At 39.9% G+C, this 22889-nt stretch carries 23 protein-coding genes; 16 read left to right on the top strand and 7 right to left on the bottom strand.

Features of this window, described 5'->3' with window-relative positions:
* The first annotated feature begins 7 nt into the window (after nucleotides 1-7).
* From ALPR1_RS17990 to ALPR1_RS17975, 4 genes are all read left to right on the top strand, one after another.
* A complete protein-coding gene (locus ALPR1_RS17990) occupies nucleotides 8-880 on the top strand; it encodes a hydroxypyruvate isomerase family protein (RefSeq protein ID WP_008202831.1) in 873 nt (290 codons plus the stop codon).
* Between the two features lie 26 nt (nucleotides 881-906).
* Complete coding sequence (locus tag ALPR1_RS17985; RefSeq protein ID WP_008202830.1) at nucleotides 907-2586, top strand: GMC oxidoreductase; 1680 nt, start codon at nucleotides 907-909, stop codon at nucleotides 2584-2586.
* A 17-nt stretch (nucleotides 2587-2603) separates the two neighbouring features.
* Nucleotides 2604-3164 (top strand): gluconate 2-dehydrogenase subunit 3 family protein, encoded by a 561-nt coding sequence (locus ALPR1_RS17980; protein WP_008202829.1) that lies wholly within the window; start codon nucleotides 2604-2606, stop codon nucleotides 3162-3164.
* Between the two features lie 87 nt (nucleotides 3165-3251).
* Complete coding sequence (locus tag ALPR1_RS17975; RefSeq protein WP_237701595.1) at nucleotides 3252-4127, top strand: sugar phosphate isomerase/epimerase family protein; 876 nt, start codon at nucleotides 3252-3254, stop codon at nucleotides 4125-4127.
* Here the strand turns inward: ALPR1_RS17975 and ALPR1_RS17970 are convergent, their stop codons facing one another.
* The gene (locus ALPR1_RS17970; protein ID WP_008202827.1) at nucleotides 4128-4766 is read right to left on the bottom strand and encodes an MCP four helix bundle domain-containing protein; all 639 of its coding nucleotides are present in this window, start codon (nucleotides 4764-4766) and stop codon (nucleotides 4128-4130) included.
* A gap of 28 nt (nucleotides 4767-4794) precedes the next feature.
* Nucleotides 4795-5583 (bottom strand): glycoside hydrolase family 16 protein, encoded by a 789-nt coding sequence (locus ALPR1_RS17965; RefSeq protein WP_008202826.1) that lies wholly within the window; start codon nucleotides 5581-5583, stop codon nucleotides 4795-4797.
* A gap of 136 nt (nucleotides 5584-5719) precedes the next feature.
* On the opposite strand from ALPR1_RS17965, the gene ALPR1_RS17960 reads away from it, so the two are divergent.
* A complete protein-coding gene (locus tag ALPR1_RS17960; protein WP_008202825.1) occupies nucleotides 5720-6883 on the top strand; it encodes a homogentisate 1,2-dioxygenase in 1164 nt (387 codons plus the stop codon).
* A 69-nt stretch (nucleotides 6884-6952) separates the two neighbouring features.
* On the opposite strand, the gene pafA is transcribed toward ALPR1_RS17960, so the two are convergent.
* Together pafA and ALPR1_RS17950 are read right to left on the bottom strand one after the other, a co-directional pair.
* Nucleotides 6953-8587: an alkaline phosphatase PafA gene (gene pafA, locus ALPR1_RS17955; protein ID WP_008202824.1), complete on the bottom strand. Its 1635-nt coding sequence runs from the start codon at nucleotides 8585-8587 to the stop codon at nucleotides 6953-6955.
* Nucleotides 8588-8808: 221 nt separating this feature from the next.
* Complete coding sequence (locus ALPR1_RS17950; protein ID WP_008202823.1) at nucleotides 8809-9459, bottom strand: carboxypeptidase-like regulatory domain-containing protein; 651 nt, start codon at nucleotides 9457-9459, stop codon at nucleotides 8809-8811.
* Between the two features lie 110 nt (nucleotides 9460-9569).
* On the opposite strand from ALPR1_RS17950, the gene ALPR1_RS17945 reads away from it, so the two are divergent.
* The 3 genes from ALPR1_RS17945 (at nucleotide 9570) to pruA (ending at nucleotide 12373) form a co-directional block, all read left to right on the top strand.
* Nucleotides 9570-9953 (top strand): ArsR/SmtB family transcription factor, encoded by a 384-nt coding sequence (locus ALPR1_RS17945; RefSeq protein ID WP_008202822.1) that lies wholly within the window; start codon nucleotides 9570-9572, stop codon nucleotides 9951-9953.
* A gap of 6 nt (nucleotides 9954-9959) precedes the next feature.
* Complete coding sequence (locus ALPR1_RS17940; RefSeq protein ID WP_008202820.1) at nucleotides 9960-10655, top strand: YjjG family noncanonical pyrimidine nucleotidase; 696 nt, start codon at nucleotides 9960-9962, stop codon at nucleotides 10653-10655.
* Nucleotides 10656-10738: 83 nt separating this feature from the next.
* Nucleotides 10739-12373, top strand: coding sequence for an L-glutamate gamma-semialdehyde dehydrogenase (gene pruA, locus ALPR1_RS17935; protein ID WP_008202817.1), 1635 nt, complete (start codon nucleotides 10739-10741; stop codon nucleotides 12371-12373).
* 383 nt (nucleotides 12374-12756) lie between these two features.
* On the opposite strand, the gene ALPR1_RS20450 is transcribed toward pruA, so the two are convergent.
* Together ALPR1_RS20450 and fabG are read right to left on the bottom strand one after the other, a co-directional pair.
* Nucleotides 12757-13716 carry a CHRD domain-containing protein gene (locus tag ALPR1_RS20450; protein ID WP_083796197.1) on the bottom strand — a complete coding sequence of 320 codons (960 nt, stop codon included), beginning with the start codon at nucleotides 13714-13716 and terminating at the stop codon, nucleotides 12757-12759.
* Between the two features lie 261 nt (nucleotides 13717-13977).
* A complete protein-coding gene (fabG, locus tag ALPR1_RS17925; RefSeq protein WP_008202814.1) occupies nucleotides 13978-14724 on the bottom strand; it encodes a 3-oxoacyl-[acyl-carrier-protein] reductase in 747 nt (248 codons plus the stop codon).
* A 293-nt stretch (nucleotides 14725-15017) separates the two neighbouring features.
* Here fabG and lpdA point away from each other — a divergent pair, with 293 nt between their 5' ends.
* From lpdA to ALPR1_RS17885, 8 genes are all read left to right on the top strand, one after another.
* Nucleotides 15018-16415 (top strand): dihydrolipoyl dehydrogenase, encoded by a 1398-nt coding sequence (gene lpdA / locus ALPR1_RS17920; protein WP_008202812.1) that lies wholly within the window; start codon nucleotides 15018-15020, stop codon nucleotides 16413-16415.
* A 93-nt stretch (nucleotides 16416-16508) separates the two neighbouring features.
* The gene (locus ALPR1_RS17915) at nucleotides 16509-17042 is read left to right on the top strand and encodes an RNA polymerase sigma factor (RefSeq protein WP_008202809.1); all 534 of its coding nucleotides are present in this window, start codon (nucleotides 16509-16511) and stop codon (nucleotides 17040-17042) included.
* Entirely contained in the window at nucleotides 17042-17851 is an 810-nt protein-coding gene (locus ALPR1_RS17910; protein WP_008202805.1) for an anti-sigma factor, read from the top strand. The genes ALPR1_RS17915 and ALPR1_RS17910 overlap by 1 nt, the downstream gene beginning before the upstream one ends.
* Before the next feature lie 107 nt (nucleotides 17852-17958).
* Nucleotides 17959-18417, top strand: a complete 459-nt coding sequence (locus ALPR1_RS17905) for a DUF2721 domain-containing protein (RefSeq protein WP_008202803.1) — start codon at nucleotides 17959-17961, stop codon at nucleotides 18415-18417.
* The gene (locus ALPR1_RS17900; RefSeq protein ID WP_008202802.1) at nucleotides 18407-19372 is read left to right on the top strand and encodes a glycerophosphodiester phosphodiesterase family protein; all 966 of its coding nucleotides are present in this window, start codon (nucleotides 18407-18409) and stop codon (nucleotides 19370-19372) included. Before ALPR1_RS17905 ends, ALPR1_RS17900 begins: the two co-directional genes overlap by 11 nt.
* Nucleotides 19362-20375 (top strand): threonine aldolase family protein, encoded by a 1014-nt coding sequence (locus tag ALPR1_RS17895; RefSeq protein ID WP_008202801.1) that lies wholly within the window; start codon nucleotides 19362-19364, stop codon nucleotides 20373-20375. The genes ALPR1_RS17900 and ALPR1_RS17895 overlap by 11 nt, the downstream gene beginning before the upstream one ends.
* 89 nt (nucleotides 20376-20464) lie before the next feature.
* Nucleotides 20465-21727, top strand: coding sequence for a replication-associated recombination protein A (locus tag ALPR1_RS17890; RefSeq protein WP_008202800.1), 1263 nt, complete (start codon nucleotides 20465-20467; stop codon nucleotides 21725-21727).
* Between the two features lie 68 nt (nucleotides 21728-21795).
* Nucleotides 21796-22053, top strand: coding sequence for a four helix bundle protein (locus ALPR1_RS17885; RefSeq protein WP_008202799.1), 258 nt, complete (start codon nucleotides 21796-21798; stop codon nucleotides 22051-22053).
* A 34-nt stretch (nucleotides 22054-22087) separates the two neighbouring features.
* Here the strand turns inward: ALPR1_RS17885 and ALPR1_RS17880 are convergent, their stop codons facing one another.
* On the bottom strand, nucleotides 22088-22810 hold the full coding sequence (locus ALPR1_RS17880) for a nitroreductase family protein (RefSeq protein ID WP_008202798.1): 723 nt from the start codon (nucleotides 22808-22810) through the stop codon (nucleotides 22088-22090).
* Nucleotides 22811-22889 lie beyond the last annotated feature (79 nt).

The following is a 22889-nucleotide window of genomic DNA, read 5'->3' as shown; positions in this document are numbered from 1 at the left end:
AAAATTTATGTCATTTGACTCTGGAAGGCGTTCTTCCTTTAAAAAAATGATTGTTGGTGGTGCTACCTTAGGTACACTTTCCAGCTTTGATTCAAAAGATAATATGCCCAAAGCCTTAAAAGGAAATGTAAATCATGGGGTTTGCCATTGGTGCTTTCGCCAATATAGCCTCGAGGATTTTTGCAAAGAAGTTAAAAAAATAGGAATCAAAGGTGTGGACTTGATCGGACCAAGTGGCTGGGAAACCCTTAAAAGTCACGGACTTGATTCTTCCATGTGCAATGGGGCTGAAATAAGCTTAACTGAAGGCTTTGGTGAAACAAAATACCATGATCAGTTAGTTAAGAACTATACTGAGATGATTCCGAAAGTAGCTGAGGCAGGTTATAAAAATCTAATCTGTTTTTCTGGCAATAGAAGAGGAATGGATGATGAAACAGGTCTAAAAAATTGTCAAATCGGTTTGGAGAAAATTATGCCTATTGCTGAAAAGCATGGGGTGATGATTCAAATGGAACTACTTAATAGCAAAGTAAATCACAAAGATTACCTATGTGATAAATCAGCTTTTGGGGTTGAGCTTTGTAAGAGATTGGGTAGTCCAAACTTCAAATTGCTATTTGATATCTATCATATGCAGATAGATGAAGGAGACTTAATTAGAAATATCAAAGATTACCATGAATATTTCGGGCATTACCATACTGCAGGAAACCCTGGAAGAAACGAGTTGGGTGATGATCAAGAAATCAATTATCCAGCTGTGATGAGAGCCATTGTTGAGACTGGATTTGATGGGTATGTGTCCCATGAATTTATCCCGAAAAAAGAGGATAAGATGGCTTCTTTAGCAGAGGGTGTTCAGATCTGCGATGTTTAAACTTTAATAACTTAAAAAATCCATATATGGCAAATGAAGCGTATGATGCAATCGTAGTCGGGTCGGGGATTAGTGGAGGATGGGCTGCGAAAGAGCTGACAGAAAAAGGACTTAAAGTGCTTTTATTAGAGCGAGGGCCGAATGTCGAGCACGTGACAGATTATAAAACGGCAACTCTTCCACCCTGGGAAGTGCCTCATAGAGGCAGGAGAACTCAGGAACAGTTAGAAAACCACCCAAATTTAAGAAGAGATTATGTTCTCAACGAATTGAATTTGGATTGGTGGGCACATGAAGATGATTCACCTTATGTAGAAGAAAAGCCATTTACTTGGTTTAGAGGATATCAAGTAGGAGGTCGTTCCTTACTTTGGGGAAGGCAATCGTATAGATGGTCCGATCTTGATTTTGAAGGCAATGTCAAAGAAGGAGTTGCTGTAGATTGGCCCATACGATACAAGGATATAGCACCTTGGTATTCTTATGTGGAGAAATTTATTGGTGTTTCGGGTAAAAAGGAAGGACTTGATGTATTGCCTGATGGTGAATTCATGCCTCCAATGCCGATGAACTGTGTGGAAGAAGATGCTTCTAAAAAGATTAAAGAACACTACAAAGGAGCAAGAACTTGGACTATTGGTAGACCTGCTAATATTACAGAGCCCCTTCCAGGGAGACCAGGTTGCCAATACCGAAGCAAATGTTCCTTAGGTTGTCCGTTTGGGGGGTATTTCAGTACGCAGGCTTCTACTCTTCCAGCAGCAAAAGCTACAGGTAATTTGACTTTAAGACCCTGGTCAATCGTAAGAAGATTGATCTATGATAAAGACACTAAAAAAGCAACAGGAGTCGAAGTTGTAGACGGGGAAACCAATAAGACCATCGAATATGATGCGAAAATTGTATTCTTATGTGCTTCTGCATTTAACTCCACAGCTATTTTAATGCGAACAGCAACGGACGTTTGGCCGGGAGGTTTGGGAAGTAGTTCAGGGGAACTTGGGCACAACGTAATGGATCACCATTTCCGTCTAGGTGCCAGCGGTACGATGGAAGGCTATGAAGATAAATATTACTTTGGAAGAAGGCCTACTGGACTTTACATTCCTCGATTCCGAAATGTCAACGGAGATAAACGTGACTATTTAAGAGGCTTTGGTTATCAAGGGGGCGCAAGCCGTAGCGGATGGAGCAGAGATGTGGCCGAGCTAAATTTCGGGGCACCAATGAAAGAAGCCTTAACTAAACCAGGGCCTTGGTCTATGGGGATTACCGCATTTGGTGAAATCCTTCCTTATCATGAAAACACGATCAAATTAAGTGATACTGTAAAAGATAAATGGGGAATTGAGTCATTGGTTATGAACGCAGAGATCAAAGATAATGAACTCAAAATGCGTAAAGACATGATGGCCGATGCCGCAGAAATGCTTGAGGTTGCAGGATTTAAAAATGTAAACGAGTTTGATGCTGGGTATACTTTTGGTCAAGGGATTCACGAAATGGGTACCGCCAGAATGGGTAGAGATCCTAAGACTTCGGTATTGAATGGTAACAACCAGGTTTGGGAAGCTAAAAATGTGTTTGTGACGGATGGGGCTTGTATGACATCTGCAGCTGCAGTAAACCCATCCTTGACTTATATGGCTTTGACAGCTAGAGCAGCTGCCTTTGCAGTAGATGAATTGAAGAAAAGAAATCTCTAATATTAAACGAAGGAAAAATGACGATGAATAGAAGAGACGCATTGAAAAGCGTGGTTCTGATGATGGGAGGAACCATGGTGGGTGCCTCGGCAATCCTGACAGGTTGTACTCCAGAGCATCAAATCGAAGGTTTGAATTTCATGCCTGAGGATATCGCTTTCCTAGATGAAATTGGAGATACCATTATTCCAGAAACTGATACCCCAGGTGCGAAAGCTGCGGGTATTGGATCCTTTATGGTGATGATGGTCAAAGATTGCTATACAGCAGATCAGCAGAAAACATTTGTTGATGGCCTAAATACAATCAGCAAAGATTTCGAAGCCCAAAATGGGAAAGATTTTGTTGGTGCTCCAGCAGAAGAAAGATTGGCTTATCTCAATGGAATGTTTGAGCAATACAAAGCAAGCGGACAATCCAGAGAGCCACAAGTGATTAATATGTTGAGGGATTTGACTGTTTTAGGTTATTTCACTTCAGAGGTAGGAGCTACTCAAGCTTTAAATTTTGTAGAAACTCCGGGAAGATTTGATCCATGTATTCCACTTGAGCCAGGAGATAAAGCATACGCGATTTAATATTTAAATTTACTTATAATTGATGCCTGCCCCTATTCGGGGTGGGCTTTTTACATGATGAACAATCCTAGAAGAAAATTTATCAAAATGGGTGCATTGCTTGGTGTAAGCTCTGCAATCATGCCATTACAATTTTGCTCGCCTGCCAAAAAAGAGGAGTCGGCCACAATAGAGGAAGCTAAGGCTGCGAAGTCCAAGTTGAATTCGTTTGGGATCCAATTATACTCTGTCAAAGATGAAATGGCTAATGATGCCAAAGCTACAATGGCTGCGCTTGCTGGTTTTGGATATAAGCAATTTGAAGGGTTTGATGGAGGGAAAGGTGTCTTATGGGGCATGGATCCAAAAGAGTTTAAAACTCTAACTTCAGACCTGGGAGTAAGTATGGTGGCTTCTCATGCCAACGTATTTGAAAACCTAGATGCCCAAGCGGAAGCAGCTAAAGAAGCTGGTTTGGAATATCTGATCTGCCCATGGATTGGTGGACAAGAAACGATCGATGCCTACAAGAAATTTGCAGATAAATTCAATGAAGCTGGAGCAACATTGAAATCACATGGACTGAAGTTTGCTTACCATAATCATGACTACACCTTTGAAACATTGGAAGGAGTAATGCCACAAGATGTATTGATGGAAAACACCGACCCTGAGTTGGTAGATTTTGAGATGGATATGTATTGGGTATATGTCGCGGGAGTAGACCCTTCAGCTTACCTGGCAAAATATCCTAATCGATTTAAATTATGTCATTTAAAAGATGCTGAGCCGGATAAAGGAGATGGTGAAGAAAGAGGCGTTTTATTAGGTGCAGGAGAAATCCCATTTTCTAATTTAGTCAAAGAGTCTACCCAATTAGGAATGGAGTACTTTATTGTGGAGCAAGAACGCTTCGTGGGAACTAACCCAATGGAGGCTGCCGAGAAAAATGCTGCCTACTTGAAAAACACCTTCGAATATTAATCAGGTAAACATATCCTGATTTTTAGGTTTACCTTTAAATAAATAAAAGTAAATCACAATAATTAATATAATTAGCAAGGCCACTTCAAACTGCGCCCAGATCTGGGAACGGTTAATTTGAACTTTGGCTTTGCTAATTAATTTTTGCCCCTCATCCATTTGTATTTTACTCAAATTCTCAAGGTCTTTTTTAGCTAAAGCTATCTTTTGATCGTAAAGTTTTACCTGCTGGGAATTCACACCAGAAGAATCCGAAAACAAGAGGTTGTAGCTGTTGATTTTCAGGTCATTGGAAATGATTTTTTTAAAGTCAGAAAGATAGTCCGATTCCTCAATTGTAAGATTGGTTTGCTCAAAATCTACAATCAATTCCATGATTCCCTCCTCATGACCCTGAATTTCACTAATGACTCTTGAGTAATCATAGTCCAAATTACAATGGTCGATAAGTTTTTGGATGGAAAAAAGTCTATCAGAGATCTGGAAAATGTAACCTTCCACCACTAATCTATCTTTATAGACTTCTGTAAAAGTTTTACTAATACTTTTAAACGCCTGTCTTTCAGTTAAATTTTTGCCATAAATCAGTAATAATAGAATTGATATTATGGTGATGGCCTTAAATCTTTTATTTTTCAAAATAGGGTAGTTTTAAATTGTTATTCAATTAAAGGCTTGGCTTCCTGTCATATACTCTGACGTAGTCTACTTCTATTTGTTGGGGCCAAATCGTTGGATCAACACCTTTTTGACCTCCCCATCCTCCTCCAACAGCAATATTTAGAATTAAGTGAAATTCTTGATCAAAAGGCCACTCCTCATAATTTCCGCCATTGTTTTCAAAGGTAAAATATAGCTCATCATCAATAAAGAAATCAATTTTTTCAGTAGTCCAGTCGATTGCATAGACATGAAATTCAGAGTCGAATTTCGGAACTGTGATAGAATTTCCTTTTTGCGTGCCAATTTTATGATTGAAAGCTTTGGTATGGACAGTTCCATGGACTACTCCTGGGTCAAAACCAACATGCTCCATGATGTCAATCTCGCCGTTTGCCGGCCAGCCTCCATGCAGGTTTTCTTCTGGCAGCATCCAAATCGCCGGCCAGGTGCCTCTACCGGATGGAAGTTTCGCTTTTACTTCTATGTAGCCATATTTCCAGGATTTTTTTCCTCGGGTATGAATCCGGGCTGATGTATATCCCTTAGAATAGCTACTATCAGCGATGGCAGTAATTTTTAAGACTCCCTCTTCAATTCTTGCATTTTGAAGGTTAGCCTCCGTATAATATTCCAGTTCCTGATTTCCCCAACCATGGTCACCTACATCGTAACCCCAATATTGTGGATTAGGGAGGCCATTCTGGTCAAATTCATCTGACCAAAGCAGTTTTGCCTCTTGGGCGAAAGACGTAAAGCTTCCTAGAAGTAAAAATAAAATGGATAGTTTTCTCATAATTGATTGATAGTGGGAAAATACAAAAACTAAAATAATTAAACATGGAATTTTGCAAGAGTCCTATTCAAGACTGAAGATTGTCTTTTTGTCCCCAGTTTATTTGTATTTTAGTCCCATATAAACCCAGAAAAATATGGCTTACTATTATCGTTTGGGAAAAATCTCTCCCAAAAGACATACACAATTTAGACAACCTGATGGCAGCCTTTATAAAGAAGAGCTTGTGAGTTCAAAAGGCTTTTCAGGAATTTACTCCAATCTATATCATCAGTATAATCCCAATGAGGTAAAGTCCATTGGCAAAGCCATTCCTTATTCTTGGAAGCCTGCCAAAGAGCATGGGCTACAACAGACTCATCTCAAAACTTCTGGGGTGGAGGTGACTGGAGAGGATTACCTGAGTGCCCGTAGAATTCTGATGATGAACTCTGACGTGATGATGGGGATATGTACTCCTAAGAAAAGGAAAATGGATTTTTTCTTTAAGAATGCCGATGGAGATGAGTTGATTTATGTTCATGACGGAGAAGGTGTTTTGTATTCCCAGTTTGGCAAGCTTTCCGTGAAGAAGGGGGATTATATTATGATTCCTCGTACCACGATTTATCGATTCGAATTCAAAGAGGAAGGGCCGTTAAGGCTTTTGGTGATAGAATCTCATGGACCCATCGAGACGGTCAAGAGATATAGAAATGAAGTAGGACAATTGCTTGAGCATTCTCCCTATTGCGAGCGTGATATTCGACCTCCTGAGGAGCTAGAAGTGGAAAGTGAGAAAGGAGATTACCTAGTTTATATCAAGAAAAAGGGGATGCTTTATCCTTACTCATATGAGCATAGCCCCTTAGATATTGTAGGATGGGATGGTTATTTATATCCATATGCCTTGTCTATTTTTGACTTTGAACCCATTACTGGAAGGATTCATCAACCCCCACCAGTGCATCAGACATTTCAGGCTTGGGGTTTTGTGATTTGCTCCTTTGTGCCGAGACTTTTCGATTATCATCCCTTGGCAATTCCTGCTCCATACAATCACTCTAATATTGATTCGGATGAGGTGCTTTACTATGCGGAGGGAGAGTTTATGAGTAGAAAAGGAATTGATCGAGGCTCCTTTACTATACATATGGGAGGATTGCCTCATGGCCCGCATCCTGGGACCGTGGAGAAATCGATTGGAGCAAAATCAACAGAAGAATACGCGGTGATGCTGGACACCTTCAAGTCTTTGGAAATTACGACAGATGCCTTAGAGTTCGTTGATGATAATTATCCGATGAGCTGGACTGAATGAATTGAAAATTAAGTCACAAAAAAAAGTCCTGAAAACAATGTCTTCAGGACTTTTTTTGATGAAATCTGCTTATTTATGATCAGTGATTTCTATGATTGGTTGCCCAGTTGCTCCATTTGGAAGCTTGATATTGAGCATCATAGAAAGGGTAGGGGCGATATCGGTGATCGTAGCATACCTAGAGCTTTCTCCTGCAGGTACATTCCACCCATAAAATACCATCGGTACATTAGTGTCATAGCTGTAAGAAGTACCATGAGAAGTTCCTCTTGCTCCTCCGGTGAGCCAGCCTGGTTCCAGAACCAATAAAATATCTCCAGAGGCTTTATGGTTGAAGCCCATTTGAAGCTTAGCCGCACGACCTTGGGTGAACTCAGTGTTTTTCATGGCATAGGCTGTGTAAACTTCTTTGATGCCGTTAAACCTTAATAAGAAATTAGCCAAATCCTCTTGCATATCTCTAAGGTTTAAGCCTTTTTCCCGGATTAACTTATGGTTTAAAAACACCTGCTCATTGGACATGTTTTCTATCCAATCACCTTCACCGTAAGTTACTTGAGTATAACCTTTGAGTTGAGCATTGATATAGCTATTGTTTAGGTTCCCTGCTGGAATATTTTCACTAATCATGTGCGTAGCCACCTCAGCCACTGCATGATCAGCAGTAAGGAATACCAAATATTCACCCTCTCCGATTTGCTCATCCAGGTAATTCAACAATCTTTCGAATTCTAGGTCTAGACGAAGGTAATTGTCTTCAACTTCTTTGGAAGCTGGGCCAAATCTATGTCCGATATAATCTGGAGAGGAAAAGCTTAAGGCTAAAAAGTCAGTTTCTCCGCGGTTGCCAAGATTTTCACCTTCGATAGCTGCTATCGCAAAATCCAAAGTCATGGAATTACCAAATGGAGTAGAAGCAATTAACCCTAAATCGCCATTTCCTTCTCTCAATGCAGGTAGTTCATATGGAAATGTAGGAGTTTCTTTTCCTGCAAAAATCCCCTCAAATTCATTGTTGTCCTCAATACTCTGCACATAAGTTTCGATTGGATAAAGTGTATTCCAAGTTTGGCTCAAATACTCTTCAACAACCTTTTTTTCATTGAACTCCTTTACCCAGGCAGGTAGCGTCTCATAATAATAAGTAGAGGTCATAAATTCTCCAGTGGCACTGTCAAACCAATAGGCATCTCCTGTATGACCCGCAGGCAAACTTGCGCCTCGATCTTTGATGGCTACTCCTACTACTTTAGATCTTTTGTTGGTTGAATACCTCAATTCATCTGTGATGGTGGTCGTCAACATGTTTCTCGGACTGATTTTCCCGCTACTTGCTGAGCCTCCCACCGCAGAAACAGTAGAGTCTTCTGCGCAATACAGAGATCCCCCTAAACTACGCACGTACCAGCTGTTGCTGATTATCCCATGAGTTGCAGGAGTCGTGCCAGTGTAAACTGAGGTATGTCCTGGGCCAGTATAAGTTGGGACATAATTGTAATGGCCATTTTTCATCATAAAACCATCCTTCATCAGTCGCTTAAAGCCTCCATCCTTGTACCTGTCTGCAAATCTATAAAGGTATTCCTGTCGCATTTGATCGACGATAATTCCTACAACAAGCTTTGGTTTATCTGGCTTTTCTTGGGCGATGATAGGTCCGATGGACATCAAAAGTATGAAAAGTAGAATTCCGGATTTTTTCATGGTATTAAAATTTTGAACCCAAAGATAATGATATGATGCTTTCTTTGGATTAAGAGTTTGTTAAATGGACAATCCATTTTCAGCGCGGTAAGGAATCCTTAAATTATTTTTTTAAGAATGGTTTGAAGAATCAAAACCAAAAAGAGATGCTACTCAATAGAATAGCATCTCTTTTATATATTTCCTGAAGTAACAAGGGTGTGTTTAGAATGGTGTGGATATTAATCTCTTTTCTTTAAATCCCCTCGTTTGATAGATCGGATAAATTGTCCCCAAGCAAATGGATCCAATAATCTAAGTGGCCTTGGACCGTAGAGATCTTGGTTCTGTAACATCTGCCCTTGCTGGAAATACCTGAAATTTTCTGTCCCCGATGCCGGCATACTTTCGGCCCATCGTAGGAGCATTTCAGGACTCATATTTGCTCTACTGATGGACATAGGGTCTACCACATTCATGGCAATAACTGCTTTCTTAAATTCTTCTTCAGTAGGATAAGGTAAAACTTCCACTTCTGCCAAGGCAATCTCATCTACCTCCATCGTCAAAATCAAACTGATTCGATCATTTTCTACTGCATCAGGAATTTTAAAAGTTTGGCGTTTTAATCCAATAAAGCTGAATACTACGCTATCTCCTTCAAGAACCGGCATAGAGAAATAACCAAAGCGACCACTACTGGTACCTCGACCTTTCTTGGGCACGTATACGTTTACCCCAGCTACTGCATCGGTACTATCTGCATTAAGGATAATTCCAGAAAGCTGGATGACTTTCTTATCTTGCTCATCCTGAGCAGCAACATGCTGGATTGAAAAAAATATTCCCAGTAGGAAAATAAAAGCGGAACGAAGTATGATTGAATTATTCACATTTATATTAACTAATTGAAAAACGAAAGGTTGGCAAATCGAATGCGATTATACCCTAATTTCGTTTGAAATTTTATTTTACAAGCAATAACTGAGTTAAAACTTACTAAATGAGACTCAAAAATATCAGTTTAAATTACGGTCTCCGAATATTTAAAGCACTTTCTGAGGAGCCAAGGGTTCGCATCATTCATTTGTTGATGCTAAACAAGGAACTCACGATCTCTGATTTGGAACATATTCTGGACTTTACTCAAACCAAAACCAGTAGACATTTGATTCTGCTAAAAAACGCTGGGCTCTTGGGAAGTAGAAGGGTTGACCAATGGATGTTTTACTACATTTTGGAAGAGTACATGGAGATATTTCAAGCTATTTTTAAGTTTATCCAAAAGGATCCAAGTTTGATTAAAGACCAGGAAACTTTTGAGATTTTAAAGTCTAACAGAGAACTTGCCATCAATAAAATACAGAATAATCAGTACAGACGCTAACCGCTTGTGAAAACATACCAACATATATTTTTCGATTTGGACCATACTTTATGGGACTATGATCGAAATGTCACCGAATCACTTTCTGAACTATACGAAATCTATCAACTGCAAGAAATAGGGATTCCCACCTTCCAGAAATTTTTTGATTCCTTTCATCATGTAAATTTCAAACTTTGGGATTTATACAATGTGGGGAAAATCGATAAAGTAAACTTGAGAAAGGAGCGCTTTCAAAGGATTTTTGCGCATGCCGGAGTCCCTGGGGTAGAAGTCCCTTTGCCTTTCGAAGAGGACTTTATGCATAGAACTTCCTCTAAGCCTCACTTATTTCCTTATTCTATTGAGATATTAAGCTATCTAAAGGATAAATATCCGCTTCATGTCATTACCAATGGATTCAATGAATCGCAGGCAAAGAAAATGAAAGCCTCTGGACTGGATACTTATTTTGATGTGGTAGTGACCTCTGAAACTACTGGTCATAAAAAACCTGATCCCCGAATTTTCTTTCATACAATGAAATTGCTGGATACAACTCCTGAGCATTGTATTATGATTGGAGATAACCCAAATTCTGATATTCTTGGAGCTCAAAATGCTTCCATTGATCAAGTGTTTTTTAATCCCCAGGGAAAAGAAATTGCGCTAAATCCAACCTTTACCATCACTCATTTAAAAGAACTAGAAACCATCTTGTAGTGGCTTTTGTTACCAAAATCACTAGTCAATAAATTACAGATGGTTATCTTTGCCATCATCAGAAAATTATAACCCCAGATATCATGCTCAAAGGTTTTTTTAATGTACCTACTCCGGTAAACGAACCGGTAAAAGCTTATGCTCCCGGAAGCCCCGAGAGAATTGAATTGCAAGCTGCGCTGGAACAAGCAAGGTCTGTACAAGTAGATGTGCCAATGTATATTGGTTCAGAGGAAGTTAGAACCGGGAATACAAAATCCATGTCTCCTCCTCATGATCATCAACATATATTAGGTCATTTCCATGAAGGAGATGCTTCTCATGTAGAGCAAGCAATTAATGCTGCACTAGGAGCAAAACACGCTTGGGAGAATATGGCTTGGGAGCAAAGAGCTGCTATTTTCTTAAAAGCTGCTGATTTAATTGCAGGTCCATACCGAGCAAAAATCAATGCTGCTACCATGCTTGGACAATCTAAAAATGCCATGCAAGCTGAAATTGATGCAGCCTGTGAGTTTATAGACTTCTTGAGATTCAATGTCAAATACATGACAGAAATCTATGCTCAGCAGCCTCCAGTTTCTGGAAATGGTGTTTGGAATAGATTAGAGCAAAGACCTTTAGAAGGATTTATTTTCGCTTTGACTCCTTTCAACTTTACAGCTATTGCTGGAAACCTTCCAGCATCTGCTGCAATGATGGGAAATACCATTGTTTGGAAGCCAGCTTATACTCAGATTTATTCTGCGAAAGTATTGATGGACGTATTCAAAGAAGCGGGTGTTCCTGACGGAGTGATCAACTTGATCTATGTAGATGGCCCAGTCGCTGGGGATATTATTTTCAAACACCCAGATTTCGCAGGAATTCACTTTACAGGTTCGACTGGCGTTTTCCAGCACATCTGGAAAGAGATTGGTTCCAATATCAATAAGTTTAAGTCTTACCCAAGAATTGTGGGAGAGACTGGTGGAAAAGACTTTGTGGTGGCACATAAATCTGCGATTCCTAAAGCAGTAGCAGTAGGATTGGTAAGAGGAGCATTTGAATTCCAAGGGCAAAAATGTTCAGCTGCATCTAGAGCTTATATTCCATCCAATATTTGGGATGAGGTAAAAGGATATATGTTGGAAGATTTGGCGACCATCAAAATGGGTGGAACGGAAGACTTCACCAATTTTGTAAACGCTGTAATTGATGAGAAAGCTTTTGATAAAATCTCAGGGTATATAGCTAAAGCAAAAGAGGCAGAAGGTGTAGAAATCATCGCTGGAGGTAACTATGACAAATCTAAAGGGTATTTTATCGAACCAACTGTCATCGTAACTAAAGACCCGATGTATACGACCATGTGTGAAGAGATCTTCGGCCCTGTGTTAACGATTTATGTTTACGATGCAGAAAATTTTGAAGAGACTTTGGAATTGGTAGATCAGACAGGTCCTTATGCATTAACTGGTGCGGTGTTCTCTCAAGATCGTTATGCGATTGAGTTGGCAACAACCAAATTGAAAAATGCTGCGGGTAACTTCTACATCAATGATAAACCAACTGGAGCAGTGGTAGGTCAACAGCCATTTGGTGGTAGCCGAGCTTCAGGAACCAATGATAAGGCGGGTTCTATGATTAACTTGCTACGTTGGGTTTCTCCTCGTACGATCAAAGAAACCTTTGTTTCTCCAGAAGATTATAGATATCCTTTCTTAGGAGAAGATTGATTCTTTTGACCTTTGAGGTTTCCAAAAACCTCGAAGGTCTAGATCCCATACTTTAAAGATGTCACCCTGAGCACTTGAGAGACGAGAGTCTCGAAATTGAAGGGTATCTTTTGAGATATTAAATACTAAAGATTAAGCCTCAGATTTATTTCTGAGACTTTTTTAGTTTCAGATATTTTGTTAGAATTAGTTGTTATGTTAAACTTTCGTAAATGAAATCATTCACTCTTCTTTTTATCAATAAACCCGAGCAAAAGTCAGAGGATGAATACGAGTTTTATAAGATAGATTTAAGCCGGTTCCAATAATACTTTCCAATGTGTTTATACAAGAAAAAGGCCCGCAATTGCGGGCCTTTTATGATAGAGGTGAAATTAAACAACTTAATGTACTTGACCTCTTAACTCTCCACTTGGGAAATCGTCTGAATGAACATTGACATAAGCATTTCCAGTTCTAAAGGCTTCTTTTAATATCATCAAATCTCCGCCCATGAGTTGACCGGAAAAGTTATCAGCCATGATTTCGCCCTTAGTGTAAACTCCAGATACAGGACCTTCTATTTTATCCATTTTCAAGGTATAAACTACTCCTCCATTAGCTCCGGCTTTCGCAAGGTGAATATGTGCAAATCGCACATCTTCAATATCGTCCACATTTACCTGAAAAGAAGCAGACATTCCATCATTTGAAAAGTTGAATTTTGCTATTCCAGTCGCATCTGACATGATTGAAGGAACTTCATTTTCACCGCTTAATTTGGTAATGTAATTTTTATTGTCACTGGCTTCAACCATACTTACTTGACCTCGAAGTTCTCCACCTGGATTGTCAGTAGTATGAACATTTACATAAATGTTTCCAGACTCCATTTCCATAATTAAATCCTGAATTGACATTCCTTCTAAAGCTCCTGATAAATTTCCAGCCTCAATCATTCCTTCGGCAATTACTCCATTGGAAAGAGGGGAGGGACTTTGGTTAGGGATTAGTGTAACTACGACTCCTCCATTTGTGCCTATTGGAGCATTGTGTAGATGTGCAAATACAATTCCTGTTGTATTAGCTACCCTCAATTCAAATTTTAAAGTGTTTGCATCCATTTGGGTGATTTTAGCGGCACCCGAACCAGGAGAATTAACTGAGGGAACTTCCTCTGTACCAATTAGAAATGCTCCAAATTCAGCCATCTGGCCTTTTCGAGCATTAAAATCTGAATCTGTTGCTGAATTTTCATCGGCAAGTTGATTCATGTATGGGGTTTCTTCCTGCATGTTCTGACAGGAAACAGCAAAAAATGCTATTGCACATAGCATAACGAGATATTGAAAAGATGTTTTCATAAGAATATTATTTCGGTTAATTAATTGATAAAAGTATCTACGTAACCTAATGGGTAATCGGATTGATTTGATAATCAATTAATTACAACTATGTTTTTATGAGAGGCTAGCCTTTTATTTAAAAAATCAATTGACTTCGTCTAGAAAAAGATAAAAACCTAACTCTGAAAAATTGTTTAGCATTTTCGGGGATAAAAAAAACGGCTGAGTTTCCCCAGCCGCTTTTAAATCGTATATCATACATCTAAAATCCTATATCCATCAGGTGTACATCGCGCCATTCACGTGAAGCACCTGACCTGAGATATAAGTACTCATATCAGAACCTAAGAATACGCAGGCATCAGCAATTTCTTCTGGTTTTCCACCACGCTTCATTGGGATAGCATCTCTCCAGCCCTGCACCGTTTTCTCATCCAAAACTTCCGTCATCTCCGTTTCGATAAAACCTGGGGCAATAGCATTGCATCGGATATTTCTTGATCCTAGTTCCAAGGCTACAGACTTAGAAAAACCTATAATTCCCGCTTTCGAGGCAGCATAGTTGGATTGGCCTGCATTACCTTTAGAACCTACCACTGAAGTCATATTGATGATAGAGCCTGCTTTTGCTTTCATCATTGTTCGGGTGGCAGCCTTGACAGTATTGAAGCAAGATTTTAAGTTAACGTTCATGATCTCATCCCAAGACTCCTCAGTCATTCTCATCAAAAGATTGTCACGGGTGATCCCTGCATTATTGATCAATATATCCAAAGCACCAAATTCTTTGACTACCTCAGCAATCAATTCCTCTGCAGCTTTAAAGTCAGATGCATCGGAGCGATATCCTTTGGCTTTAACACCAAATGCTTCCAGCTCGCTGACCAGAGCTTGGCCTTTTTCTACGCTGGATAAAAAAGTGAAGGCTACATTGGCACCTTCTTGAGCATATTTGATCGCGATGGCTCTTCCGATTCCCTTAGAGGCACCGGTGATCAAAGCTGTTTTTCCGGAAAGTAATCCCATTGATTCTAAAATTTTTGTTTTGCCAAAATTAGAAAAAAACCGAAAGTTTCCTCTTAGAAAGGCAAAGCCTTTTTGATTTGCTTCTTCTTCCGTCGTATTTATTATAAAAAATAAGATTTAAGAAATAAAATTAGTCAAAATAGCTTTGATGAAGAATTCTCTCTTTTTAAGAGTTCATTTGAATAGGTTTCCCGAAATCCTTTGCGGTTTTGACAAAGGATACAAATTTTTTTCTGAAGCCAAAAGGTCTATTTTTGCATAGTTTCAATTCGTTTAAAAAACAATATTTAGATATGTCTTCGACCAAATTTGACTTGATCGTGGTGGGCAGTGGACCAGGAGGCTATGTTGCCGCTATTCGTGCTTCCCAACTCGGTTTGAAAACAGCTGTAGTAGAGGCAGCCGAGCTAGGTGGTATTTGCCTTAACTGGGGCTGTATTCCTACCAAAGCTTTGCTTAAAAGTGCGCAGGTTTTTGAATACATCAATCACGCAGCAGATTATGGTATTACTGTAGGTGATGCCAAAGCTGATTTTGATGGAATCGTTAAGCGAAGCAGGGGAGTAGCCGATGGAATGAGCAAAGGCGTAACTTTTTTGATGAAGAAGAATAAGATCGAGGTAATCAAAGGTTGGGGTAAAATCCAACCAGGTAAGAAGGTTGAAGTTACAGATAGCGAGGAGAAGAAGACGGTTTATTCTGCCGATAATATCATTATCGCTACTGGCGCAAGATCCAGAGAGCTTCCATCTATGAAAATCGATAAGAAAAAAATTATCGGATATCGTGAGGCAATGACTTTGGACAAAATGCCAAAGAAAATGGTCGTAGTAGGATCTGGAGCTATTGGGATTGAGTTCGCTTATTTCTATGCGACGATGGGAGCAGAAGTGACTATCGTTGAGTATTTAGACAGAATTGTACCAGTAGAAGATGCAGAGGTTTCTAAGACTTTAGAAAAAATCTATAAAAAAGCTGGTATGACTATCATGACTTCTTCTGAGGTAACAGCAGTGGATACGAAAGGATCAGGTTGTAAAGTAACTGTTAAAACCGCCAAAGGAGAAGAGACATTAGAATGTGATATCGTGCTTTCCGCAGCTGGAGTTGTTTCAAACTTGGAAAACTGTGGTTTAGAAGATGTGGGTATTTTGGTGGATAAAGGCAAGATTAAGGTAGACGAGTATTATAAGACAAATATGCCGGGCTATTATGCGATCGGAGATGTGATTCCGGGACCAGCTTTGGCTCACGTAGCCTCTGCTGAAGGTATTATCTGCGTGGAGAAAATAGCAGGTCAGAATCCTGAACCTCTAGATTACGGAAATATCCCTGGATGTACTTATTGTTCTCCAGAGATAGCTTCAGTAGGAATGACAGAAGCGAAAGCAAAAGAAGCTGGATATGAATTAAGAGTTGGTAAGTTTCCATTCTCCGCATCCGGAAAAGCTTCTGCGGCTGGAGCGAAAGATGGATTTGTCAAATTGGTATTTGATAAGAAATACGGCGAATTACTTGGTGCACATATGATTGGTTTCAATGTTACCGAGATGATTGCTGAGATTGTCGCTATCCGTAAGTTGGAAACTACAGGTCATGAATTGATTAAAACGGTTCATCCTCACCCGACTATGTCAGAGGCGGTGATGGAAGCGGCCGCTGCAGCTTATGATGAGGTGATTCACTTATAATTCAACCTTTTTTTAAAAATAAATGGCACAAGACTGAAAAGATTCAGTCTTGTGTTTTACTTTTAAGACAAACCCATTGAAATCAACCGACTTTTGGAGGAAACTCAACTAATCGCAGGCCTTAGGGCCAAAGACAGAAAAACCACCGAATATCTTTACGAAAAGTATTCGAGGGCGCTTTTTGCTGTCATCAGCCGGATAGTACGTGATCAGGACATAGCAGAGGAAGTTTTTCACGATGCATTTGTGAAAATTACGCGTAAGATTGATCGTTATGATGAATCAAAAGGGCGTTTATATACGTGGATGGCTAATATTTGTAGAAATTCAGCCATAGATAAATTACGTTCCAAAGAAATTTCTCAATCTAGTAAGACCAACACGATTGACGACTTCGTATATGGAATGGAGAGCAAATCAGGGACAGTAGAAAAGACAGATGCCATTGGTGTTCGGGAGTTGATGTTACAACTCAATGAAGATCAACGCTTCATTCTTGAGTATATTTACTTTAAAGGTTATACACATTCAGAAGTATCAGAGGAATTTGATATTCCTCTTGGCACCGTCAAGTCTCGGGTAAGAGCTTCAATACAAGTTTTGAAAAAGAATTTAGACAGGATATAGTGGATATTCAATCGTACATAGCATCAGGCAAACTGGAGCTCTTCCTTTTGGGAGAGTTGAATGAGCGGGAGCGTGAGGAGGTTCTGGCCATGGCAAAAAAATATCCTGAGGTTCAGAAAGAGCTGGATGAATTGGATGAGGCCATGTTTTCCTTTGACGAGCTTACGGGTACAAATCCCCCTGCTCAGGTAAAAGATAAAATCTTTGCTACCCTTGAGTCAGATTTCCAAAAACCAGAAGTAAAGACTTCAGCACAACCTAAGGAGGTAAAATTGACTCCTTGGAAACCATTTGCCATTGCCGCATCTTTCATAGCGATCGTCGCTTCAGCTGCCGCCATGTTCTTCGCAAGTAAGTTTTATGAAAAAGAAGAACAATTTACTGCCTTGATGCAAGAACAAAGTGTCATGGCCGATAACCTCAATCAGGTGAAGCAAGATTTTGAACAAAAAGATACCCAGTTGGATAAAATGATAGCTGGAGACTTTAAGCGCGTGGAGATGAAAGGGGAAGGTTTTGAGATGCAGAAAGACGCCAAAGTGGATGTCTTCTGGGATCAAAATGCCGAAGAAGTCTTTGTAGCAGTAAATAACCTTAATTCCCTTAGTGATGAATATGATTATCAATTATGGGCGATAGGGGATGATGGTCCTATAGGTATTGGATTAGTGAATCCAGGTGAGAAGTTTACTTTGCAGCAAATGCAAGCAGTGGCTCAAGCCGGAGCTTTTGCCATCACGATCGAGCCAAAAGGTGGTTCTGAGGCGCCAACTCTTGAAAAATTGGTAGTCCTAGGTGAAGTGGCTTAAAATTTAGAAGTGAAATTGATTTAATATTTGTTTAGCCTGCTCTGAAAAGAGCAGGCTTTTTTCATTTAGAGGAATTTGAAGCATCTTTATCTCCTGAACTTTAGCCTATGGAACTTCAACTCTCAACACCGGCCTTACTTTTCTCGGCTATTACATTATTAATGCTTGCCTTTACCAATCGGTTTTTGGCGATTGCCAGTTTGATTCGAGGTCTTCATAAATCGTATTTGGATGCTCAAGACAAAGGAACCATTGTCAAACAAATTCATAACCTTCGAATTCGACTAAGGCTAATCAAGAACATGCAGCTTTTTGGAGTGTTTAGCTTCTTGCTTTGTGTGATTTGTATGTACCTTTTATTCCATGGTTTTACCCAAGCGGCAAACTGGGTATTTGTAGGTAGTATGGGCTCATTATTGGTAGCCTTAACTTTGTCATTAATTGAAATACAAATTTCTACCAAAGCACTTAACCTGGAGTTAGCAGATATGGAAGAAATTTTCAAAAAAGGGAGTTCTGGACTTGATTTTATTTTCAAAAAAGATGCAAAGAAAGATGAAGAGTAGATTTTGGTGGCTACCCATTTTCCTTTTATTTCTTGGTGCCTGTAATCCAAGTGAAGTCCAAGAAAGTGAAGAGAGTCAAACTGAAGTCTCAGCAGACTCTGGTAGTCATTTTATTCAAGTAGCCAGTTTAGAAGAAGCGAGAAGTTTCTATACTTGGACCGCAGATCGATTGCCTTTGGTATCTGCTCATCGGGGAGGACCTTATCCCGGTTTTCCAGAAAATGCCATCGAGACATTTGCCCATGTTTTGGAGTTTACTCCAGCGATAATTGAACTGGATGTTGCGATGACCAAAGACGGGGTTTTGGTACTGATGCATGATGATGACCTGGATAGGACTACTACTGGAACCGGAAAAGTGGAGGATGTGACCTATGAATACATTCAGACGCTGTTTTTGAAAGATAATGAGGGCAATGAAACAGCCTTTAAGGCCCCAACTTTGGAGGAGGCTTTACTTTGGTCCAAAGGGAAAGCACTCTTGACAGTAGATATCAAACGTTCTGTACCTTATGAGAAAATCATTGATTTGGTTCGTGAAACCGATTCTGAGGCTCACGCAGCCTTAATAACCTATTCATTTCCCGCGGCTAAAAAGTTGAATTCCCTGGCTCCAGAACTAATGCTCTCCGTGACAATTCGGAATGAGGAGGAAATAAAGAGATTGGAAGAAACTGGAATCCCCTGGACAAGAGTCATTGCCTTTACCGGAGTGGCTGAGCGTACTCAGTCATTTAATAATCAACTCCATCAGAAAGGAGTATTTACTATCCTCGGTGTATTAGGAAACCTTGATCAACGTGCCGAAGCTCGAGGGGATCAGATTTACACAAGTTTTGTACAGCACGGAGCGGACATTTTGGCAACAGACCGACCGATTGAAGCCGCTGCAGCCATCAAAACTTTAGTCCCATCACAAAGTTCTAAATCCAAGTATTTTAAAAATGATTATTGACTTAAGAAGCGATACTGTAACCCGACCTACACCGGGAATGAAAGATGCAATGTTTTCAGCACCTGTTGGAGATGACGTCTTTGGCGAGGATCCAACAGTTTTGAAATTGGAAGAAAAAATTGCTGGGTTGTTTGGAATGGAATCCGCTGTTTTTTGTCCTTCCGGAACCATGACCAATCAGATTGCTATCCGATTACATACAAGGATTCAAACGGAAGTGATTTGTCATAAATACTCCCATATCTACCTTTACGAAGGTGGAGGTATTATGGCAAACTCCTTGGCTTCAGTAAAATTACTGGATGGGGATTTAGGGAAAATCAACGCTTCTCAAATTGCTGCATCAATCAATCCTGATGATGTCCATGCTCCTGAAACGACCATGGTTTCTTTGGAGAATACGATGAATAAAGGGGGAGGGAGCATTTATACGCTAGAGGAAGTGATTCCGATCAAAAATGTATGTGAGGAATATGGTTTAAAACTTCATTTAGATGGAGCAAGATTTTTCAATGCTTTGGTAGAAAGCGGAGAAAACCCTAAAGACTGGGGGGCGCAGTTCGATACGATTTCTATTTGTTTAAGCAAAGGCTTGGGTTGTCCGGTTGGCTCTGTGCTATTAGGTTCTAAAGCGGATATCAAAAGAGCTAGAAAAGTCCGAAAAGTGATGGGTGGAGGAATGAGACAAGCAGGGTTCTTGGCAGCAGCTGGGATTTATGCACTAGACCATCAGGTGGACAGACTGAAGGAAGATCATGCACGTGCTAGGTTACTGGGGGAGATGTTATTGAAGAAATCTTTCGTGTCCGAAGTTTTACCTGTGGCGACGAATATTGCGATAGCGAGATTAGATGGGATTACTCCAGAATTCTTTTTGGAAAAACTGAATGAAAATGGGGTCAAAGCTGTGAAATTTGGCCCAGACCTGGTTCGGTTTGTGACTCACCATGATTTTGGAGATGACCAACTGGAGGAGTTTGGGAAAAGGATATCCAACCTTTAATCATCTGACAATTGTTGACAATTTCGAAAGGCCCTTGAGGCCTTTTTTCTTTTCTCTGTATCTTGCTTGCTGAATCTAGATTCTAAAGAATGAATACGACACCTCTGGCGGAAAGAATGCGTCCTGTACGATTGGAAGACCTAATCGGCCAAGAACATTTATCCTCTCCAAACTCATTTTTATTTAAAGCCATCAAGTCAGGAAATGTCCCTTCTTTGATACTTTGGGGGCCTCCTGGAGTAGGTAAAACTACGATCGCCAATATTATTGCCAATGAAATTAAAGCTCCTTTTTATACGCTATCGGCAATAAGTTCAGGAGTGAAAGACATCCGGGAAGTAATAGAGAAAGCCAAATTTCAAATGGGCGTCGTTCTTTTTATTGATGAGATTCACCGGTTTAATAAATCCCAGCAGGATGCCTTGCTTGGTGCCGTAGAAAAAGGAATTATCCGTTTGATTGGTGCCACTACTGAAAACCCGTCTTTTGAGGTGAATGCCGCTTTGTTGTCCAGGTGTCAGGTTTTTACGCTGAATTCATTAGGTAAGCCGGAATTGGAAGCAATGGTCCACCAAGCTTTGGAAAAGGATGTGGATTTGAAAAAGCTGAATGTTGAGCTAAAGGAAACCGATGCTTTGCTAAGAATTTCCGGAGGTGATGGGAGAAAGCTCTTGAACTTATTGGAAATCGTCATCGATGGAATCAACGAGGATCCCTGCATTATTACAGATGAAAAGGTAATGCAGATTGCTCAACAAAAGGTGGCGCTTTACGATAAGTCAGGAGAACAGCATTACGATATTATTTCGGCATTTATCAAGTCCATTCGTGGTTCAGATCCCAATGCGGCAGTGTATTGGCTGGCAAGAATGATTGAAGGGGGAGAGGACGTGAAGTTTATCGCCAGAAGATTGGTGATTTTGGCTTCAGAGGACATTGGCAATGCTAACCCGAACGCGCTGCTTTTAGCGACCAATTGTTTTGATGCGGTGAAGCTGATCGGCTATCCGGAGTCCAGAATAATTCTTTCGCAATGTGTGACTTATTTGGCGAGTTCACCCAAAAGTAATGCGTCTTACATGGCCATTAATCAAGCCCAGGCATTAGTCCGTGAAAAAGGAGATTTATCAGTTCCGCTTCATTTGCGAAATGCACCAACGAAATTGATGAAAGATTTGAATTATGGCAAAGCATACAAGTACTCCCATGACTTCCCTGGGAATTTTGTGGCTCAGGAATTTTTACCAGATGAAATCAAAGGGATGAAATTATATGATCCCGGAGAAAATGCCCGTGAAAATGAATTGAGAAGGTATTTGGGTAGTAAATGGAAGGGGAAATATGGTTACTAAATTTTTGATTTAAGATGTTAGATATATGATTATCTAACTAACTTAAAGTGTAGTAATCAGATTTGTAAATGAAAGAAGAATTAAAAAAGAGGACGAAGGCTTTTGCCGTTTCTATTATAGAAATGACGGAAACTTTACCAAGAAAGAATTCGACATTCCCTATTACAAATCAAATTATTCGGTCTTCCACTTCTATTGGAGCTAACTACAGAGCCCCATTAAGAGGCAGATCTAAAGCAGAATTCATAGCAAAACTTGGTGTTGTGGTTGAAGAATCGGATGAAACCCTTTACTGGCTAGAAATAATTGCAAAATCAAATAGTTAAATCTCCACAAGCTTTTTAAATCATATATCCTATATCATAAATCATAAATAAACGATGAAACCGGGAGGCGAAACCTCTTCCCATAAACCCCTTCAGGAATTCCCTTTCCGCAACCGATGATCATACAGATTTCTGCTGCTTTAGGTAAGTTTAGGAGTTTGGAAATGCGTTTGGAATCGTACCCTTCCATGGGGCAGGTGTCGTAGGCAGCGGCTTTCATTCCCAGCATAAATGTCATTGAAGCAAGTGCTGCGGACTTATGGACGGAAATCCGAACATCCGTTTCACTGACTTCCCGTACCATGGGGCGTTTCATTCCCACCCACCAAGCAATCAATTTTTTGATAATCGTCCAACCCGGAAATTTGGAATATAATTTAGGTATCAGATTTCCGTAATAGCTTAAAGCTTGTTTTTGTTTCTTTTCAGATTGATTTTGAACAGTGTTCTTGATGTATTGGTAGTTTGCCTCTGCTCGGGATTTCCAGAGGTCTCTTCTTGTGACTACTACTACCAATTCACGTGCAGTGACAGCTGCCTTTTGACGCATGCAGAGTTGGGCAAGTTGATCTTTTAATGGAGAAGATTCAGGTACTCGGATAAATTGATATAGCTGAAGATTGGAGCTGTTTGGAGATAGAATTGCAGCCTCCAAACATGTTTTAACTATCTCATGATCAAATGATCCTTCCTGATCGAAAATTCTAACCGATCTTCTTGAATTTACCGCTTCGAAAAAGCTTAATTCCTCCTTCATTAGTTGACTTTGCCCATTTCTGGTTCATAACCATGATAAATAGGTCTTGTTTAGTTATCTTTTGTGGCGAATTTAGAAA

Source organism: Algoriphagus machipongonensis (genome assembly GCF_000166275.1).
In the GTDB taxonomy this organism is placed as follows: domain Bacteria; phylum Bacteroidota; class Bacteroidia; order Cytophagales; family Cyclobacteriaceae; genus Algoriphagus; species Algoriphagus machipongonensis.
The sequence above is the reverse complement of the archived record's forward strand: the minus strand, read 5'-3'. Positions and strand labels throughout refer to the sequence as shown.

Excerpts from the sequence above, each read along its gene's own strand:
- ALPR1_RS17900 (WP_008202802.1), top strand. The coding sequence starts at position 18,407 with ATGAAGAGTAGATTTTGGTGGCTACCCATTTTCCTTTTATTTCTTGGT.
- pruA (WP_008202817.1), top strand. The coding sequence starts at position 10,739 with ATGCTCAAAGGTTTTTTTAATGTACCTACTCCGGTAAACGAACCGGTA.
- lpdA (WP_008202812.1), top strand. The coding sequence starts at position 15,018 with ATGTCTTCGACCAAATTTGACTTGATCGTGGTGGGCAGTGGACCAGGA.
- fabG (WP_008202814.1), bottom strand. The coding sequence starts at position 14,724 with ATGGGATTACTTTCCGGAAAAACAGCTTTGATCACCGGTGCCTCTAAG.
- ALPR1_RS17890 (WP_008202800.1), top strand. The coding sequence starts at position 20,465 with ATGAATACGACACCTCTGGCGGAAAGAATGCGTCCTGTACGATTGGAA.
- pafA (WP_008202824.1), bottom strand. The coding sequence starts at position 8,587 with ATGAAAAAATCCGGAATTCTACTTTTCATACTTTTGATGTCCATCGGA.
- ALPR1_RS17965 (WP_008202826.1), bottom strand. The coding sequence starts at position 5,583 with ATGAGAAAACTATCCATTTTATTTTTACTTCTAGGAAGCTTTACGTCT.
- ALPR1_RS17905 (WP_008202803.1), top strand. The coding sequence starts at position 17,959 with ATGGAACTTCAACTCTCAACACCGGCCTTACTTTTCTCGGCTATTACA.
- ALPR1_RS17960 (WP_008202825.1), top strand. The coding sequence starts at position 5,720 with ATGGCTTACTATTATCGTTTGGGAAAAATCTCTCCCAAAAGACATACA.
- ALPR1_RS17885 (WP_008202799.1), top strand. The coding sequence starts at position 21,796 with ATGAAAGAAGAATTAAAAAAGAGGACGAAGGCTTTTGCCGTTTCTATT.
- ALPR1_RS17945 (WP_008202822.1), top strand. The coding sequence starts at position 9,570 with ATGAGACTCAAAAATATCAGTTTAAATTACGGTCTCCGAATATTTAAA.
- ALPR1_RS17985 (WP_008202830.1), top strand. The coding sequence starts at position 907 with ATGGCAAATGAAGCGTATGATGCAATCGTAGTCGGGTCGGGGATTAGT.
- ALPR1_RS17980 (WP_008202829.1), top strand. The coding sequence starts at position 2,604 with ATGACGATGAATAGAAGAGACGCATTGAAAAGCGTGGTTCTGATGATG.
- ALPR1_RS17880 (WP_008202798.1), bottom strand. The coding sequence starts at position 22,810 with ATGAAGGAGGAATTAAGCTTTTTCGAAGCGGTAAATTCAAGAAGATCG.
- ALPR1_RS17975 (WP_237701595.1), top strand. The coding sequence starts at position 3,252 with ATGGGTGCATTGCTTGGTGTAAGCTCTGCAATCATGCCATTACAATTT.
- ALPR1_RS20450 (WP_083796197.1), bottom strand. The coding sequence starts at position 13,716 with ATGAAAACATCTTTTCAATATCTCGTTATGCTATGTGCAATAGCATTT.
- ALPR1_RS17895 (WP_008202801.1), top strand. The coding sequence starts at position 19,362 with ATGATTATTGACTTAAGAAGCGATACTGTAACCCGACCTACACCGGGA.
- ALPR1_RS17990 (WP_008202831.1), top strand. The coding sequence starts at position 8 with ATGTCATTTGACTCTGGAAGGCGTTCTTCCTTTAAAAAAATGATTGTT.